18 protein-coding genes and 1 other RNA gene are annotated in these 16482 nt (G+C 41.5%); 15 read left to right on the top strand and 4 right to left on the bottom strand.

What is annotated here, in order from left to right:
- Positions 1–16: 16 nt before the first annotated feature.
- Positions 17–652, bottom strand: coding sequence for a Holliday junction resolvase RecU (recU, locus tag AAZR19_RS13730; protein WP_034280474.1), 636 nt, complete (start codon positions 650–652; stop codon positions 17–19).
- Positions 653–698: 46 nt separating this feature from the next.
- Between recU and AAZR19_RS13725 the strand changes: the two genes are divergently transcribed.
- Positions 699–1655 carry a DUF2515 domain-containing protein gene (locus AAZR19_RS13725; protein WP_041109590.1) on the top strand — a complete coding sequence of 319 codons (957 nt, stop codon included), beginning with the start codon at positions 699–701 and terminating at the stop codon, positions 1653–1655.
- A 24-nt stretch (positions 1656–1679) separates the two neighbouring features.
- On the opposite strand, the gene sspM is transcribed toward AAZR19_RS13725, so the two are convergent.
- Positions 1680–1784: an acid-soluble spore protein SspM gene (sspM, locus tag AAZR19_RS13720; protein ID WP_024422772.1), complete on the bottom strand. Its 105-nt coding sequence runs from the start codon at positions 1782–1784 to the stop codon at positions 1680–1682.
- A 197-nt stretch (positions 1785–1981) separates the two neighbouring features.
- Here sspM and AAZR19_RS13715 point away from each other — a divergent pair, with 197 nt between their 5' ends.
- The 3 genes from AAZR19_RS13715 to AAZR19_RS13705 all read left to right on the top strand — a co-directional run bounded on the left by AAZR19_RS13715 (position 1982) and on the right by AAZR19_RS13705 (position 3215).
- The gene (locus tag AAZR19_RS13715; protein ID WP_223251001.1) at positions 1982–2215 is read left to right on the top strand and encodes a DUF5446 family protein; all 234 of its coding nucleotides are present in this window, start codon (positions 1982–1984) and stop codon (positions 2213–2215) included.
- Between the two features lie 49 nt (positions 2216–2264).
- Positions 2265–2645 carry a YppE family protein gene (locus AAZR19_RS13710; protein ID WP_224426683.1) on the top strand — a complete coding sequence of 127 codons (381 nt, stop codon included), beginning with the start codon at positions 2265–2267 and terminating at the stop codon, positions 2643–2645.
- Positions 2646–2753: 108 nt separating this feature from the next.
- The gene (locus AAZR19_RS13705; RefSeq protein WP_076841032.1) at positions 2754–3215 is read left to right on the top strand and encodes a YppG family protein; all 462 of its coding nucleotides are present in this window, start codon (positions 2754–2756) and stop codon (positions 3213–3215) included.
- Between the two features lie 19 nt (positions 3216–3234).
- Here AAZR19_RS13705 and AAZR19_RS13700 read toward each other — a convergent pair whose 3' ends face one another.
- Positions 3235–3654: an Hsp20/alpha crystallin family protein gene (locus tag AAZR19_RS13700; RefSeq protein ID WP_076841033.1), complete on the bottom strand. Its 420-nt coding sequence runs from the start codon at positions 3652–3654 to the stop codon at positions 3235–3237.
- Between the two features lie 169 nt (positions 3655–3823).
- Between AAZR19_RS13700 and AAZR19_RS13695 the strand changes: the two genes are divergently transcribed.
- Entirely contained in the window at positions 3824–4330 is a 507-nt protein-coding gene (locus tag AAZR19_RS13695; RefSeq protein ID WP_087975941.1) for a PTS sugar transporter subunit IIA, read from the top strand.
- A gap of 53 nt (positions 4331–4383) precedes the next feature.
- Here AAZR19_RS13695 and AAZR19_RS13690 read toward each other — a convergent pair whose 3' ends face one another.
- Positions 4384–5502 carry an NADH-dependent flavin oxidoreductase gene (locus AAZR19_RS13690; protein ID WP_229137046.1) on the bottom strand — a complete coding sequence of 373 codons (1119 nt, stop codon included), beginning with the start codon at positions 5500–5502 and terminating at the stop codon, positions 4384–4386.
- Between the two features lie 159 nt (positions 5503–5661).
- Between AAZR19_RS13690 and AAZR19_RS13685 the strand changes: the two genes are divergently transcribed.
- The 10 genes from AAZR19_RS13685 to AAZR19_RS13640 all read left to right on the top strand — a co-directional run bounded on the left by AAZR19_RS13685 (position 5662) and on the right by AAZR19_RS13640 (position 16369).
- Positions 5662–7908 carry a DEAD/DEAH box helicase gene (locus AAZR19_RS13685; protein WP_087975879.1) on the top strand — a complete coding sequence of 749 codons (2247 nt, stop codon included), beginning with the start codon at positions 5662–5664 and terminating at the stop codon, positions 7906–7908.
- A gap of 24 nt (positions 7909–7932) precedes the next feature.
- On the top strand, positions 7933–9180 hold the full coding sequence (locus AAZR19_RS13680; protein WP_434703512.1) for a ribonuclease H-like domain-containing protein: 1248 nt from the start codon (positions 7933–7935) through the stop codon (positions 9178–9180).
- A 317-nt stretch (positions 9181–9497) separates the two neighbouring features.
- Positions 9498–9740: a spore coat protein CotD gene (cotD, locus tag AAZR19_RS13675; RefSeq protein ID WP_434703510.1), complete on the top strand. Its 243-nt coding sequence runs from the start codon at positions 9498–9500 to the stop codon at positions 9738–9740.
- 48 nt (positions 9741–9788) lie between these two features.
- On the top strand, positions 9789–10331 hold the full coding sequence (locus tag AAZR19_RS13670) for a DUF1273 domain-containing protein (protein ID WP_029706022.1): 543 nt from the start codon (positions 9789–9791) through the stop codon (positions 10329–10331).
- A gap of 75 nt (positions 10332–10406) precedes the next feature.
- Entirely contained in the window at positions 10407–10712 is a 306-nt protein-coding gene (gpsB, locus tag AAZR19_RS13665) for a cell division regulator GpsB (RefSeq protein ID WP_012010336.1), read from the top strand.
- Positions 10713–10772: 60 nt separating this feature from the next.
- Positions 10773–11159: RNase P RNA component class B (gene rnpB / locus AAZR19_RS13660), an RNA gene on the top strand.
- A 108-nt stretch (positions 11160–11267) separates the two neighbouring features.
- Positions 11268–12422 carry a THUMP domain-containing class I SAM-dependent RNA methyltransferase gene (locus AAZR19_RS13655; RefSeq protein WP_034623490.1) on the top strand — a complete coding sequence of 385 codons (1155 nt, stop codon included), beginning with the start codon at positions 11268–11270 and terminating at the stop codon, positions 12420–12422.
- A gap of 105 nt (positions 12423–12527) precedes the next feature.
- A complete protein-coding gene (locus AAZR19_RS13650) occupies positions 12528–12725 on the top strand; it encodes a hypothetical protein (protein ID WP_075623376.1) in 198 nt (65 codons plus the stop codon).
- 75 nt (positions 12726–12800) lie between these two features.
- The gene (locus AAZR19_RS13645) at positions 12801–14738 is read left to right on the top strand and encodes an ATP-dependent DNA helicase (protein ID WP_434703507.1); all 1938 of its coding nucleotides are present in this window, start codon (positions 12801–12803) and stop codon (positions 14736–14738) included.
- 125 nt (positions 14739–14863) lie between these two features.
- The gene (locus AAZR19_RS13640; RefSeq protein WP_041109575.1) at positions 14864–16369 is read left to right on the top strand and encodes a carboxypeptidase M32; all 1506 of its coding nucleotides are present in this window, start codon (positions 14864–14866) and stop codon (positions 16367–16369) included.
- The last annotated feature ends 113 nt before the right edge of the window (positions 16370–16482 follow it).

Here is a 16482-nt window from a genome sequence, read left to right as displayed (position 1 = left end):
ATCTCAACCTTTCGTGTTAAACCTTTTTCGAACGTAATTGCTGCTTGCTTTCATCCGAAAAATGAAGTGTCTCCACTACTTTAATATAATCAATTCTTGGCGAATATCCAAGTGTCATTATGTGGCCAGCTTCCATTAATTCGTCTTTGCTAATGGATTTACGGCCGTTTTTCTTCTGCCGCTCCCAGAAGAAAAAGAGATCTGAAGCCGGCAAATAATAAACGGAGCCAAAAGCGGATATAATAACGAAACAAATGCCGCCTTGCTTTTCAACCTGTTTCATATGCTCAATTTGATGGTCGTGGAAATTTTTGAGCGGAAACGAGGTAGTGCTTTTGGTTTCCTTTGCTTCAAAATCGATATAGCGGCCTTTGTACACTCCGTTATAGTCTGTTGTGGATGATTGTTTAAAATAGGCTTCTTTAATGACAGCAGCACTTCTTTTTGGATAATCCACATTCACAATTTGAACTGGGGTAGGCTTTTTATGAATGACTGCGATCCCGTTGACCAAATAGTATTGGTTTGTTTCATTTAAATCAGCCTCAAGCGTCATCCCGCGGTTACTATAAGAGGATTCGCCGCTGATTCTTTTTTTTGTCCCAATTTGTTGAATGGGCTGATACGATTTTCCGTTTGGATACCGAATCATCAAGTTTCAGCCTCCTTTTAATGCATTTTGTATTGGAGAGATCACCATGTTGTCCCAAGAAGAGCACATCATCACTCAGCAAATTTTGCGTGAAACGAAAGCAAAAAATAAAGACAACCTGACGAGGACAAATGCTTACAAGCGCTTTTATGACCGGCATCCAGAGATGAAATGGTCGCTGCTCGCTTCCTTTGTCTCGAGAAATGCTGGGTGGTCCATGACGGATTTAAAGGGCGAGCTCTTCCATCCAGGTTTAACGGATCAGCAGGGGCACCTTTTTTTCACAGCATATGAAAGAGCGAATTGGCTGATCTTTTCGGATGCTTACCCTCAGCTTCTTTTGTATGAATGGTCTAAGCGATGCAGTAAACCTTTGTTTCATCTGCTTCCTTATTTCTCCGTGTCTCGTTTTATGAGTGCTGAGTGGGAACGTTTCTGGCTAAAGCGTGACACAGAGCGTCTGCTTTATGCACTCATCATAAATGAACAATATACTATACAATCTCCTATTATACAAAATCCTCTTCTGAAAAAGAATGTTTTTCACTCGATTCAATATCTTTTCAGCGAGTGGGGACATTTCCAAACCGTTGTTTTTCCAACGGTGGACGGGCATTTGTACGGCTTAACCATACGGAAGTTTTCCAATGTAAAGGAACGCATTACATTAGGTAAAAAACTAGCGAAACTATTATTTCGAGCCGATTTGTTTTCGGATTTTTATCATTTTTTGCATACCGTTCCGCATACGGGGTCTCGGTTTGATTTTGAGCCGTTTTTAGGGATCGCTAGAAGGTCAACACCTTTTCTTCGGACGGTTTATCCGGTGATGACACATTCATTAGACGATCTAAGGGAAGATTGGTTTCAAAAGAAATTGAGTCCATCTTTATTTGAGGCAGAGCCGCTGCCAAAGCAGATTGATCTGACCGACTGGTATTTTCATAAAAAAAGACAGCTTCGTTTTCTTTTCTCATTAGAGCACTATTTTTTGCATAAATAAAAAGCAGGGGGTGCCTGCTTTTTTTTACGTAGATGGACGATTAGGACCGCCGAGCTTTTTATCCAGCTGATCTGGACTGTTTTCTTTCCCTTTTGGCTTTTGCTCTTTTGGTGCTGGCTGCTTTTTCATGAAATCTACCTCCTTTTGTCCTTAGAATTTACACAATCGGACGCAATCATACAAAGAAGGACAAGCATCTGTCGAAAAGGAAGAAATAGCGCTTATCTACACTTAGATTGGCGATTTGCTTCTAGTTTTGTCATGTGTGAAGGAGGGGGAGAAAGAAAAGAGAATGTAACGAGAGACAATAAAGGAGGAATCTGATGATGAGCGAATTTGTATCAAAAGAATCCATTATGCAGTTGTTAGAGGAAATCGAGCGGAAAATTGATGCGGTGGAGGAAGAGCTGTCTCTTGCTGTGAAGCAGACGAAACGTGCAGCGATAGAAGAGCAAGAACAAATAATTGACCGGCTTGAATCAGAAGTAAAGGACTGTGAAGTGAAGCTTCATGCAGCCGAGTATAAACTGGCAGCAAGACCGGCATATCACGCCGGATAGCTTTTCTATTTGAGCAATAGGTAAACGTTTGATAGGATGGTTCATAGAGGTGAACACTTTGGATAATCAAACATTACTTGAACATACACAAAACTTGAGAATATGGATCGAAGAAGCGTATGAGCAGTACCAAAAGGGAAAGGCTGAAGAGGAGTACCCATCGTATGATTTTTATACGGATATTCAGCCGGCCGTTGTTACATTTGATCAGAAAATGGAGGAGTGGCTCACCGCTGCGATCTCGTTTATTGAGCAGGCCAAACCTAGATATTTACACCAAGAACAGCTTGAAGCCGTAAAAGAAAATGGTAAAGAGGTTGTCCTGCAATCTTATTTTGGTAAACAGCACGCGCCCCGTGTGAAAAATTTAGTTGAGTCAGTGGTTTACACTCTGAACCTTTTAATAGAAGAAATCAAAAAGCGCAGCTAAAGACATGATGCTGCGTTTTTCTTATGGCTTCTTTAGGCACATCTTCTGCTCTTGGTCATAATATATGAGTGACATCAATATGTGTTGAGAGCGAGAGGAGCGAGATAAATGTTCCCTTATTCAAACCAGCAGCCTTATGAATTCAATCAATTCAAGCAAAGGCCTTTTCCGTATTCAGAGATGCAGCAGCAGCCTCCGCAGCCTCCAGACTATTTCATGCCGCCGTATCAAGGTGGAGGGGGAATGAATCAGGCACCATCTACTGTTTATCAGCCCCCTTATGGATACCAAGAAAACGTGCCGCCTTTAAAGCCGCCCGAAGCGATGAATCCACCCCAAATGCAGCCGCCTCCAGGCATGATGCCCATGCAGCCGCCTATGAACCCTTATCCATTGCCGAGGCCGCAAAAACAGCAGCCATCTCAATTTAAAAGTGTGCTGTCACAATTCAAAAAGTCAAATGGGCAATACGATTTTAACAAAATGTTTGATACAGCTGGCCAAATGATGAGTACAATGAATCAAGTAGGCTCATTGGCGAAAGGATTTACAAGCATTTTTAAAGCATAGCTAAACCCAATAGATTGAACTATTGGGTTGTTTGCTTTGGCGCAGACACATGAAGCGATTGATCTTTCCACACACTCTTCATTTTTGTCTCATCTATTTTTGCCGGCATTAAAATGGTTTTGGTAAAGCTTGAATACGAAGAAGTCGTATCCGTTTTGATTTTTTCCTGCACTGATAAGTGTAAATATTGGGCTTTTACTTCTAGCGCAATGTCTCCTTCGACAAAATGGTCTGGAAAATGAATCTCGATATACACATTTTGTTCATCCTCTGTCACATCGGTCGTAATGGATGCAAGTGAATGCGATGTGGTCATGAGTGCCTCTGCACTATTTAATATCTCGTGAAACGGGGAGGATGCAAAAAATTGTTCAATCGCTTCATATAGCATATCTTCATTTGCCAGCATTTCATGTTTTTTTTCGCCTTCATGTTTCATTGGAATCACCTCTCATCTACAGCCTATGCAGAGGGGGCTCAGGCGGTTATCAATTGATGAGAGGAAAAAATTATGATTAAATAGTGTTGAATGAAGCAAGGTGTATGGGCGTAAAGTTTCATACACGAAATAGATTTAGGAAGCAAAGCTTGAAGGGAGCAAATTGACATTGCTGAAAAAATTATTCGGTTTCGGAAAAAACCAAGATGATGTAAAGGAAGAAGTCATTTATTCTCCAGTTGATGGAGAGTTAATGGATATGACTGATGTACCAGATCCAGTCTTTTCTCAAAAGATGATGGGAGACGGCGTAGCAGTAAAACCAAAAAGTGGGACGATTGTGTCACCAGTAGAGGGTGAAATCATTCAGCTCTTCCATACAAAACATGCAATTGGCATTCGAACACTCTCGGGGCTTGAGCTTCTGATTCATATCGGACTTGAAACAGTTGGGTTAAATGGTGAAGGATTTGAAGCGCACATGAAAGAAGGGGATAAGGTGAAAATCGGGGATCCTCTTATTACGTGTGATTTAGAACTGATTGAAGAGAAAGCGTCAAGTTCAGTGACACCGATTGTGATTATGAATGGTGACCTTATCGAACGACTTGATAAAGAACCAAAAGGCTCTGTAGAAAAGCAGACGTCCAAGCTCTTTACAGTGAAAATGAAATAGTTCATGAAAAAAACTACCCATTGATAGGGTAGTTTTTTATTGAGGTGAGGACATTAATCCTCCATCGGAACCCAGCCTTGACTCGCTTCCATGACAGACCACAATCCTTCTGGAATGAGATACTTGTCTTTTTGGCTGCGTTTAATGACGGTTTCAATTTCTTGTTCTCTGCCTTCTTTAATTTTCTTTGCCCAATCTGGGTCGACGATCAGCTCTCGTGCGACAGCGATGAGTGGAATTCCTTGATTGTAAGCATGGAGTGCATCTTCAGCTGTAATGACGCTGCCTACTCCAATAAGCGGAAGAGCATCGCCGCAGCGTTCTTTTAGCAGTTCCATACGTGTTTTATTAGAATCTGCGCCTCGTCTTGCTTTAGAGCCAATCTCCATTAAAGAGATATGCAAATAATCGAGGCTTTTTGTTTTGAGAACATCCACTAATGTAAACGTCTCTGTCATTGTTAAACCAGGTGTTTCTGGTTCTTCAGGAGATAATCGGTATCCAAAGATAAACGGTTTAGCCGCATGTTCTTTAATGGCCTCTTTAACTGCATCTACAACAGCAATAGGGAAAGCTAGACGTTTCTCTTCATTTCCTCCCCATTGATCTGTACGCTGATTGCTATGCGGTGAGTAGAATTGCTGTAATAAATAACCGTTTGCTCCGTGGATTTCCACACCGTCAAACCCTGCTTGAACCGCTCGTCTTGCCGCTTCTTTAAAGGAGTCGATAATATGCGTAATTTCCTCTTCTTTTAAAGCGCGTGCAATTTGTTTTCCATCTTTAAACACATCACTTGGCGCAACCACATCACCGTTTGGAACTAAATGAGGGAGGGCCTGAGAGCCGCCGTGATGAATTTGAATAATGGCTTTTGTTCCTTTTGCCTGGATAGCTGCAGCCAGTTTTTTCAGGCCTGGTATATCTTCATCTCTTGCGATAGAAGGCTGTCCTTCAAATGCCTTCCCATCTGGAGTCACATTCGCACATGCTGTAATCACCATGCCCATTTCACTTGATCTAGCTGTAATGAAGTCAATTTCGTCTTTTGAAATGGTGCCGTCGTCATGAGAACCAAAGTGTGTCATTGGAGCAACCACTAACCGGCCATCAATAGAGGCGCCTCCTGGAAACGTAAATGGTTCAAACAAAGGCTTAAATTCGTTTTTCAATCTGATCATCTTCTTCCTTGATAAAATCATTTCACTTTAGAAGTGTAATAGATATTGTTACAACAGTTCAAAGTATTTGCTCATAAGTCTGCATCAAAAAATTGCCGCCTAGTCATGCAAACAAATATTCGGTACACTAGAATGAGAGGTGGACGCAATATGAAAAAGAAAACAATGAACGAACTGATAGAAGAATTAAAGAAAGACGAACAGATAGAACATTGGCATGAAATTGAAGCAAAGCCTGCACAGACCTCACCCGTTCCTGAAAGAGTGGACGACAGGCTAAAAAAGGCGCTTGAAAAACGAGGCGTGAAAGAGCTGTATATTCATCAAAAGGAAGCCTTTGAACGTGTAATGGATGGTGAGCATGTAGTGACTGTTACACCAACAGCTTCAGGTAAAACGCTTTGCTACAATCTGCCTGTTCTTCAGTCGATCGCAGAAGACCAGACAAACCGCTCTCTTTATTTATTCCCAACAAAAGCGCTCGCGCAGGATCAAAAGAGTGAACTGAACGAGATCATCCACGAGATGGATGTTCCGATTCATAGTGAAACATATGACGGGGACACCTCCCCGGCCATTCGGCAGCGAGTCAGACAAGCAGGACATATTGTCATCACAAACCCAGATATGCTGCATTCAGCTATTTTGCCTCATCATACGAAATGGGTCAGCTTATTTGAGAATTTGAAGTATATTGTCATTGATGAGCTTCATACATATCGAGGCGTATTTGGCAGTCATGTGGCTAATGTGATTCGCAGGTTAAAACGAATTTGTGCATTTTATGGAAGTGATCCAATTTTCATTTGTACTTCAGCAACGATTGCAAATCCAAAAGAGCTGGCGCAGCAGCTCACAGGGAGCAAAGTGCATCTTATTGAACGAAACGGAGCGCCTAGCGGTAAAAAGAATTTTGTGTTTTATAACCCGCCAGTGGTGAATAAACCATTAAATATTAGACAAAGCGCTGCCACTGTCGTCAACCAATTGGCTAAAACATTTTTAAAAGAAAAAATTCAAACGATCGTTTTTGCTAGAAGCAGAGTACGAGTAGAAGTGATTTTAAGTCATATTCAAGAGCTTGTGAAAAAAGAAATCGGTCCAAAATCGATTCGCGGGTATCGAGGAGGCTATTTGCCAAAAGAGCGGCGCGTGATTGAAAAGGGGTTAAGAGAAGGAGACATTCTAGGTGTCGTCAGCACAAACGCACTAGAATTAGGGGTAGATATAGGTCAGCTAAAGGTATGCATTATGACGGGGTATCCTGGCAGTGTAGCGAGTACATGGCAGCAGGCAGGACGTGCTGGAAGGCGTCATGAGGAGGCGCTCATTATCATGGTGGCAAGCTCCTCACCCCTTGATCAATATATTGTCAGACACCCTGAATATTTCTTTAATAGACCGCCTGAAGCAGCCAGAATCAATCCTGAAAATCTCATTATTTTAGTGGATCATCTAAAATGTGCTTCCTACGAGCTGCCATTTCGGACGGATGAACAGTTTGGCGGCATGGAAGTAGAAGACATTTTGCAATACTTACATGAGGAAGGGGTTCTTCATTTTAGCGGGAACCGGTATTATTGGTCAGATCAATCTTTCCCAGCGCATGGCATCAGCCTGCGGTCTGCAAGCCAGGAAAATGTGGTAATTGTGGATCAATCCGACGTAGCGAATGTTCGGATTATTGGAGAGATGGATCGATTCAGTGCAATGACATTGCTTCATGATGAGGCGATTTATTTACATGAAGGGGTTCAGTATCAAGTAGAAAAGCTAGATTACGAGCATTTGAAGGCTTATGTGAAACAAGTAGATGTAGAATACTATACAGATGCTAATTTAGCTGTTCAGCTCAAGGTGCTGGAAATCGACCAGACAACAGAGAAAGAAGCGGTATCTGTTCACTACGGTGATGTGACTGTCAACGCAATGCCAACAATTTTCAAAAAAATCCGGCTCAGTACCGGTGAAAATATCGGCTCTGGTCCAATTCACCTACCTGAAGAAGAAATTCATACGAGTGCGGCTTGGTTTGAATTACATGATGCAGAGCGGAGATTTGAAGAGAAAACACTTGAACAGCTGCTGCTTGGCATTGCAAATGTTCTTCAGCACATTGTACCTGCTTTTGTGATGTGTGACCGCTCAGATATTCATGTTGTTTCACAAATTAAAGCGGCACATACCGGTAAACCGACAGTCTTTTTATATGACCACTACCCTGGCGGAATCGGTTTAAGCAAAGAAGTCCAAGCTCGTTTCGATGAAATAGCAGGTGCAGCCATTCAGCTGATAGATCGGTGCCGCTGTGAGAACGGCTGTCCATCCTGCATTGGCATGGAAATGAAAGAGGTGAGCGGAAAAAGCAGCATTGTTGAATTGATGTCTGTATTTTAAGGGAAAGGAGGAAGGCACCTACTTATGTCTTTAAAAGGGAAATTAAATCGAATGAAGAAGCACCTATCGCACAACCAGCCAAATGAAAGACGGCAAAAAGCAGTGGAAGGGCAACCTCAGCCTGTAACGGCCGAAAACATCCCATTTTTAAAGGAATGGGAGCAATTGGGTGCAGCTCCTTATCACTTTGAGGATTCCTTTTGTCTCATTCGAGAAGTCACCTATTCATTAGAAGACAAGCATGGACTCTACTCGTTTGCGGAACTGCCAAAGATCATCGAGGCTTGGAACAAAAGCGGCATCCAGCATTCTCTATCGGCTAAAGGTTACAAGCCGCATGAACTGTTTTTCTTTGATACAGAAACAACTGGATTATCTGGCGGAACGGGAAATATGATCTTCTTGCTAGGACATGCGCGGGTCTTTGCTGACAAAGTAGTGGTGAAACAGCACCTGCTCACAAATCCGGGAAATGAAGCAGCTCTTTATAAAAGTTTTCTCGATGAAGTGAACGTAGAATCACTTGTTACATATAATGGAAAATCATTCGATTGGCCGCAAGTGAAAACGAGACATACTTTGTTGAGAGATCAAATCCCTGCGCTTCCAGAGTTTGGCCATTTTGATCTTCTGCATGGGTCAAGACGGTTGTGGAAGCATAAATATGAACGAATGGCGCTGTCTGTGGTTGAAAAAGAAGAGCTGCACGTTCACAGGGAAGGAGACACACCGGGTTTTTTGGCACCGATGATCTATTTTCACTTTTTAAAGGAACAAAATCCGAAGCTCATTGAAGGGATTTTGACTCATAATGAATTAGACGTCCTTTCGTTAATCAGCCTCTACATTCATCTATCCAAAAAAATTCTATCTATGGATGCGGTAAAGGAGCACGATGAGAAATACGCGCTGGCTAGGTGGCATCTTGCGCATCGTGATGTACAGGAAGCTACGAAGCATTTGCGGGAATTAACAGGTGCTGATTTTGAACATGCCAATCAGGCGGCTTTTGATCTCTCCTTACAATATAAACGGCTAAACGAGTGGGATGAAGCAGTTCGAATTTGGGAAACATTATTTGAATCAAGTGATGTCCATTTAGCATTAAAAGCGGGCATAGAGCTTGCGAAGTTTCAGGAGCATCGCCAAAAAGATGCAAGATCAGCTCTTTCCATCACGGAATCTTTATTATCTTTCTCTTTATTAAGCGAACTAGACACGAAAGAGCTTGAGAAGCGCAAAAAACGGCTATTGAGAAAAGCTGGGCAATGAACTATTTATTGCCCGGGAAAGCGCAAAAAATGACAACGTTCGGCTCTCGGCCGAAAATAAAAATTGTTTAGCACTTTTATTGTAGAAAGGCCGCGAATCCTGTAAAATAGCGTTAGAAATTGAATGAGGAGCGTAGAGCATGTATAAGGGTCTTTTCTACTTGTTTTTTCTTGTGGTCATTTTGGTCGCTTTTGTGTTTTCAAACTATAAAGATATTTTTCTTGCCAACTTTTAAAATAGGTTAATGCATTAGTACATGTACACCTCTTAATTCATACATTGTTAATGTAAGAAAATAAAGGAGAGGGGAATGCTACATGTACCATCATCATCATCATCATTGCCATCCAAATGTTACACAGCCAATTGTTCATCCGACGAATCATTGCTGTACACACAGCGAGTCAACAACAATTGTGCCGCATATCCACCCGCAGCATGTGACAAATGTTCACCACCATAATTTCCAACATGTTCACTACTTCCCGCATACGTTTTCTCAGGTGGACCCGGCAACACATCAACACTTTAACTGCGGTGGACCTTGCTGTAACAGATAAAGTGAATGGGACTTTAATAAGTCCCATTTTTTAAAAGCAGGTGAAAAAATGAAAATTATTGCTGTCACAGGGTACAAGCCGTTTGAGCTTGGGATATTCAAACAAGACGAGCCTGCACTTCAATACATAAAAGCGGAGCTTCAAAAAAGGCTGACAGCCCTTATCGAAGAAGGTCTGGAATGGGTTCTCATATCAGGCCAGCTTGGGGCAGAAATTTGGACAGCCGAAGTGGTTTTTGAGCTTCAGGAGGAATATCCAGCGTTAAAACTTGCAGTCATTACGCCATTTTATGAACAGGAAGAGCGCTGGAATGAACAAAACAAAGAGTTGTATGAAGGAATTCTTGCACAGGCCGATTTTGTAGAAAGTGTCACGCATAGACCGTACGAAAGTCCGGCACAATTTAAACAAAAGAACCGCTTTTTTATTGAAAAAACAGATGGTCTTCTCGTCTTATATGATCCCGAGCATGAGGGATCGCCGAAGTATATGATCAGGGAGGCGGAAGCCTATACCGATTACCCCATTATGTACATCACGATGGATGATCTAAGAGCGCAGGTTGAGGCGGAAGATCCGTTTTTTGATTAAAAGCAAGAGAAAATTTGACAACGTCACGTATTTCTGAAAAAATATACTATGAATTCACGATATGAGGTGAAAAAGATGCTTGCTGATAAAGTAAAGCTTTCTGCGAAAGAAATTTTAGAAAAAGAATTTAAAACAGGTGTCAGAGGGTACAAACAAGAAGAAGTCGATAAATTTTTAGATATGGTCATTAAAGACTATGAGACCTTCAACCAAGAAATCGAAAAACTTCAACAAGAAAACCTCCACTTGTCAAAACAGCTTGAAGAAGCTGTTGAACAAGGGAAAAGACAGCCTGCACAGTCTAATACAACAAACTTTGATATTTTAAAAAGACTATCGAACCTTGAGAAACACGTTTTCGGCAGCAAACTTTATGATTGAGTCTTGCTGAAAAAGCTTGTGTCAGATGTCATTGTCGTTTATAATAACGCTTATTGATTAACGTTCGGGTAATCGCTGTAATGCTATTTAGGGCATTGCAGAGGAAAGTCCATGCTCGCACGGTGCTGAGATGCCCGTAGTGTTCGTGCCTGGCGAAAAAATAAGCCAGGGCAGCCTGGGAAAGGCTGACGGCAGGAAAAATGCCTACGTCCTTTTTAGGATATGGCAAAGTATCCTTGAAAGTGCCACAGTGACGAAGTCTCACTAGAAATGGTGAGAGTGGAACGCGGTAAACCCCTCGAGCGAGAAACCCAAACTTGGTAGGGGAACTTTCTCAAAGGAACCAAACGGAGAGAAGGACAGAGAATTCTGTAGATAGATGATTACCACCTGAGTACGAGGCATTTGCCGTTTGCAGTACGATGGAACAAAACATGGCTTACAGAACGTTAAATCCGTTATAATAAACATGATGAAACAAAGCTCTCCTATTTCAACATATGGAGAGCTTTTATCTTGAATACATAAAAGGACGAGAAAACAGGTGATAAATCAATGAAAACCTATACACTCATCGCAACAGCTCCAATGGGAATTGAAGCAATTGTTGCAAAAGAAGTAAGAGACCTTGGCTATGAGTGCACAGTCGACAACGGAAAAGTGATTTTCAAGGGGGATGCTCTTGCGATTTGCCGTGCAAACCTTTGGCTGCGCACAGCAGACCGAATTAAGGTACAAGTTGCTGAATTTTCGGCAAAAACATTTGATGAGCTTTTTGAACGGACAAAGGCGATTGACTGGGCCGCTTTTTTACCAAAAAACAGTACGTTTCCTGTCATTGGGAAATCTGTGAAATCTCAGCTTGCCAGTGTGCCGGACTGCCAGCGCATCGTCAAAAAAGCCATTGCGCAAAAGCTTAAATCCTCCTACAACATTCAGTCTGAATGGCTTGAAGAGACGGGACCTGAATATAAAATCGAGATCGCTCTTTTAAAAGATAAAGCGGTTCTTACGCTTGATACATCTGGTGTAGGTCTTCATAAACGCGGATACCGCATGGATCAAGGCGGTGCACCTATTAAAGAAACGCTTGCTGCTGCGCTTGTCTTATTAACGAACTGGACACCTGACCGTCCGTTTGTTGATCCTTTCTGCGGATCAGGAACAATCGCCATTGAAGCAGCGATGATAGGACAAAACATTGCCCCAGGATTTAACCGGGATTTTGCGTCTGAATCATGGGAATGGATCGGTGAAGACGTATGGAACAAAGCGCGTGTGGAAGTAGAAGAAAAAGCAAACTATGATCAGCCGCTCCGCATCATTGCAAGTGACATCGACCATCGTATGGTAGACATCGCAAAAATGAATGCAGAAGAAGCAGGACTGAGTGAACTGATTGAGTTTAAACAAATGCAAGTAAAAGACTTTCAAACAAAAGAAGAGTACGGTGTGATTGTCGGAAATCCTCCTTACGGTGAACGACTGAGTGATAAACCAGCAGTTGAAAAAATGTATCAAGGAATGGGTGAAGCGTTTAAGAACCTAGATACATGGTCCATTTACATCTTAACGTCACACGAAAAATTCGAAGAGTGCTTCGGAAGAAAAGCGACGAAAAAGAGAAAGCTGTTTAATGGATTTATTAAAACAGACTATTATCAATATTGGGGAAAACGCCCGCCTAGAAAGCAACCAACCGAATCGTAAGAAATGGCCGCACCGAAAGAAGGTGCGGCTTTTTTATACTGAAAAGGTATAACTCTCAGCGAGACGGAATAAACTGAACTTGATTTTAAAAAAAGAGGTGTCTTCATGATTCATTATGATCAAATTCAGTTAATCCAAAAAGCACTCGCTTCGACTGCTCAAGAAATAGAAGGGCGTGAAGGTGGACAATCTGCTCAGCTTACGGCGGCCATCGAAGATTTGGCGCTGGCTCAGGCATACATAGAACGTTCTGAGCATGCATTTTTAATGAAGGAAAGCTATCAACATCGCCTGCGCTCATAAAAAAAGATTGTTTTTCCCCAGCGTAAATGGTACTATTGAATGTCTGAATGATTCAAAAGTTGGGGGTTGAAGCAGGTGACAGCATCTCGTTTGCCTTTTTCATTATCAAAAGAACACAATTTTTACGAAGAACTGGGCAACTGGATTGGTGATGTGTTTTATGACATTTTGCCAGAAAAGGGCTTTGATCTTCGAGATGAACAAATATTTATGGCTTTTCAACTAGAAAGAGCCTTTAAAGAAAAAAGTGTGATGTTTGCCGAAGCTGGGGTAGGCACAGGCAAAACCATCGTCTATCTATTATTTGCCGTCACATATGCAAGGTATACAGGGAAGCCTGCGATTATTGCATGTGCAGACGAAACGTTAATTGAACAGCTCGTTAAACAAGAAGGTGATATCTATAAAATTGCCAATCACCTTGATATTCAAATAGATGCGAGATTAAGTAAATCGCATGATCAATATTTATGCTTAAAGAAGCTGGAGAAAACGATGCAGCGTGAAGATGATGAAAAGTGGCTCGATATTTATGAATCACTGCCTTCATTTGTTCATGAATCACATGGCATGCAAACCTTTTATCCGTATGGCGATCGAAAAGAGTATCCAGAGTTATCAAATGATGAATGGTCACGAATTGGCTATGACTCGTTTCAGGACTGCCTGACGTGCGATATGCGTCATCGCTGCGGTCTGAATTTATCAAGAGATCATTACCGGAAAGCGACAGATCTCATCATCTGTTCACATGATTTTTACATGGAGCATGTGTGGACAAAGGAATCCCGGAAACGTGAGGGCCAGCTTCCGCTGCTTCCTGAGCATAGCTCCGTCGTATTTGATGAGGGACATCTTCTCGAGTTTGCCGCACAAAAAGCGTTAACGTACCGAGTGAAGCAATCAACGCTCGAAACATTTTTGGAACGTCTTTTGCAAAACGACATACGCGAAGAATTTGCAGAGCTTGTTGAAGATGCACTTGCAACAAACGATGAGTTCTTTTATCTCTTAAAAACGCATGCCAAAGAAGTCAAAGGCTCGCACCGGCTTGAAATTGGGCGTGTCGATGAGGTGAAGCATTCTGCAAGTGAATTGTGTGACTTGCTTGAAAAAATCGGAGAAGCGCTCGTGTTTGAATCTGAGATGTATACGATCGATCAATACGAATTATCTGTTGTGGAAGAGTACATTGAACAAATGGCGTATTCTTTATCGCTTTATCAAAAAAATGCCATTAGCTGGCTGGAAAAACAGGAATTAGATACAACATTTGTTGTGATGCCGAAAACGGTCGCAGAGGTGCTTGGCGAAAAAGTATTCTCGCAAAAAAGACCATATATTTTCTCTTCCGCTACATTGTCTGAGAATCAATCCTTTGATTATTTAGCTGAAAGTCTTGGGATTAAAGATTACTTATCAATGAGTGTCGCTTCGCCGTATGATTACGATGAACAAATGAAGATTTACTTCCACGGAATTCAGCAGCTCGCTGAGCAAGAGGCAAAAGCACAGCAAGTGATGACTCAGCTGAAAGAAAATGGAGGACGATCTCTGATTCTCTTCCCTTCATTTGATGAACTTCATTTCTTTAGAAAACAACTTGAAGCAGCAAATGAATCATTGCCGTTTGACGTATATTTTGAGGGAGACGAGGAAATCAGCACGATTGTTCAAAAGTTCCAAGCTGATGAGACATCCGTGTTATGCTCAGTTCATCTGTGGGAAGGGCTTGATATTCCAGGTGAATCATTAACGAATGTGATCATCTGGGGACTTCCTTATCCGCCGCATGATCCAGTATTTGAAGCGAAACGGAATGAAGCAAAGGATGCACATGCTGAAGTTGACCTTCCGTATATGCTGCTTCGCTTACGCCAAGGGATCGGAAGACTGATCCGGACAAGCCAAGATGCAGGAAGCATTCATATTTACTTTGATCGTAAGGAAGATACTGAACTTCAAAGTAAAATTGAATCCGTCCTGCCAGTGAAGCCCATCATCATATCTTAAATAGGTGAAAACTTGCAAATGAGGAGGATACCATGGTGTATCCTCCTTTTTCATTGACAAAAGAACATTCATTGAAGTAGCCTTGAAACGTACATACATATTTTATTGATTGGGGGAACAAACGCATGAGTCTTGAAGCAACTGAGAAAGCGTTTTATCAATTACTAGGGAAAATCGCCCATTATACAGAGGCGCTCCATTTACTTTACTGGGACTCTAGAACACAAGCACCTAAAAAAAGTGCGGATTTTAGAGCTGAAACGATCGGTCAATTATCAAGTGATATTTTTAATATGAAGACTTCTGATGAAATGAGAGATCTTCTTCTAGCATTAAACAAACATCGAGATGAGCTGTCAAAAGATACACAGAAGGCGCTCGAATTATCACAAAAAGAGTATGATGAAAACAGTAAAATTCCGAAAGAAGAATTTAAAGAATACTCGATTTTACAATCAAAAGCAGAGCATGTTTGGGTAGAAGCAAGGGAGAAATCAGACTTTTCACTCTTTGCACCATACTTAAAACAGCTTATTGACTTTAACAAGCGTTTCATCCAATATTGGGGCGTGAAAAAAACGCCTTATGATGTGCTGCTCAATAACTATGAGCCAGATATGACGGTTGAACAGCTTGATCAAAAATTTGGTGCACTTCGTGACGCTATTGTTCCTCTTGTGAAAAAAATCGAAGCCTCACCTAATAAGCCGGATACTTCATTTTTATCGAAAAGCTTCCCAATCGATAAACAAAAGGAATTGAGTCTCTTTTTCTTAAAAGAATTAGGATATGACTTTGACGCAGGCCGTCTTGATACAACAGTCCATCCATTTGCTGTAACGTTAAGCAGAGGTGACGTACGTGTGACGACCCGTTATGATGAGCATGATTTTCGAATGGCGATCTTTGGAACGATTCATGAATGTGGTCATGCGATCTATGAGCAAAACATTGATGAAGCACTGAGCGGAACACTTTTATGTGATGGGACTTCGATGGGAATCCATGAATCACAGTCCCTTTTCTTTGAGAACTTTATCGGCAGACACGAAGATTTCTGGAAAACGTATTATCAAAAGCTGCAAGAAGCTTCTCCTGAGCAATTTAAAGATGTTTCTTTAGAAGACTTTGTGCATGCAGTGAATGAATCGAAGCCGACTTACATTCGAATTGAAGCCGATGAACTGACGTATCCGCTTCACATTATCATCCGCTATGAAATTGAGAAAGCGATTTTCAATGAAGAAGTAGCAGTTGAAGATCTGCCTGCACTTTGGAATGAAAAATATCAAGCGTATCTTGGCATTACGCCTCCTAATGATGCACTCGGTATCTTACAGGATGTTCACTGGTCTGATGGAAGCTTTGGCTATTTCCCTTCATATGCTCTTGGTTATATGTATGCAGCGCAATTAAAGCAGCAAATGATCAAAGATTTACCAAATTTTGATGAGCTCATTCAAACTGGGTCTTTTGCACCGATAAAAGCATGGCTGACGGAACATGTTCACCAGCATGGTAAACGGAAAAAGCCATCTGAAATCATTCAAGATGCAACAGGCGAAGAATTAAATGTTCAATATTTAATCGACTACTTAACGGATAAATATACGAAACTGTATTTATCATAAAAGAAGGGCACCCTTTCATGAGAGGGGTGCTTTTTTGATGCTTGAATATTCTAAAAACGAACATTTTGTTCAGATCTATTATTTAAGTTCGGTATTTTTCTAGAAAAGTGCTT

The sequence above is a fragment of the Bacillus sp. Je.9.29.b genome, from assembly GCF_051129925.1.
GTDB classification, from domain to species: Bacteria; Bacillota; Bacilli; order Bacillales; family Bacillaceae; genus Bacillus; species Bacillus safensis.
This window is presented reverse-complemented; position numbering and strand designations above follow the sequence as displayed.

Bases quoted from the DNA above. Each gene is read 5' to 3' on its own strand.
- recU (WP_034280474.1), bottom strand. From the start codon at position 652: ATGATTCGGTATCCAAACGGAAAATCGTATCAGCCCATTCAACAAATT.
- AAZR19_RS13725 (WP_041109590.1), top strand. From the start codon at position 699: ATGTTGTCCCAAGAAGAGCACATCATCACTCAGCAAATTTTGCGTGAA.
- sspM (WP_024422772.1), bottom strand. From the start codon at position 1,784: ATGAAAAAGCAGCCAGCACCAAAAGAGCAAAAGCCAAAAGGGAAAGAA.
- AAZR19_RS13715 (WP_223251001.1), top strand. From the start codon at position 1,982: ATGAGCGAATTTGTATCAAAAGAATCCATTATGCAGTTGTTAGAGGAA.
- AAZR19_RS13705 (WP_076841032.1), top strand. From the start codon at position 2,754: ATGTTCCCTTATTCAAACCAGCAGCCTTATGAATTCAATCAATTCAAG.
- AAZR19_RS13700 (WP_076841033.1), bottom strand. From the start codon at position 3,654: ATGAAACATGAAGGCGAAAAAAAACATGAAATGCTGGCAAATGAAGAT.
- AAZR19_RS13685 (WP_087975879.1), top strand. From the start codon at position 5,662: ATGAAAAAGAAAACAATGAACGAACTGATAGAAGAATTAAAGAAAGAC.
- AAZR19_RS13680 (WP_434703512.1), top strand. From the start codon at position 7,933: ATGTCTTTAAAAGGGAAATTAAATCGAATGAAGAAGCACCTATCGCAC.
- cotD (WP_434703510.1), top strand. From the start codon at position 9,498: ATGTACCATCATCATCATCATCATTGCCATCCAAATGTTACACAGCCA.
- AAZR19_RS13670 (WP_029706022.1), top strand. From the start codon at position 9,789: ATGAAAATTATTGCTGTCACAGGGTACAAGCCGTTTGAGCTTGGGATA.
- gpsB (WP_012010336.1), top strand. From the start codon at position 10,407: ATGCTTGCTGATAAAGTAAAGCTTTCTGCGAAAGAAATTTTAGAAAAA.
- AAZR19_RS13655 (WP_034623490.1), top strand. From the start codon at position 11,268: ATGAAAACCTATACACTCATCGCAACAGCTCCAATGGGAATTGAAGCA.
- AAZR19_RS13650 (WP_075623376.1), top strand. From the start codon at position 12,528: ATGATTCATTATGATCAAATTCAGTTAATCCAAAAAGCACTCGCTTCG.
- AAZR19_RS13640 (WP_041109575.1), top strand. From the start codon at position 14,864: ATGAGTCTTGAAGCAACTGAGAAAGCGTTTTATCAATTACTAGGGAAA.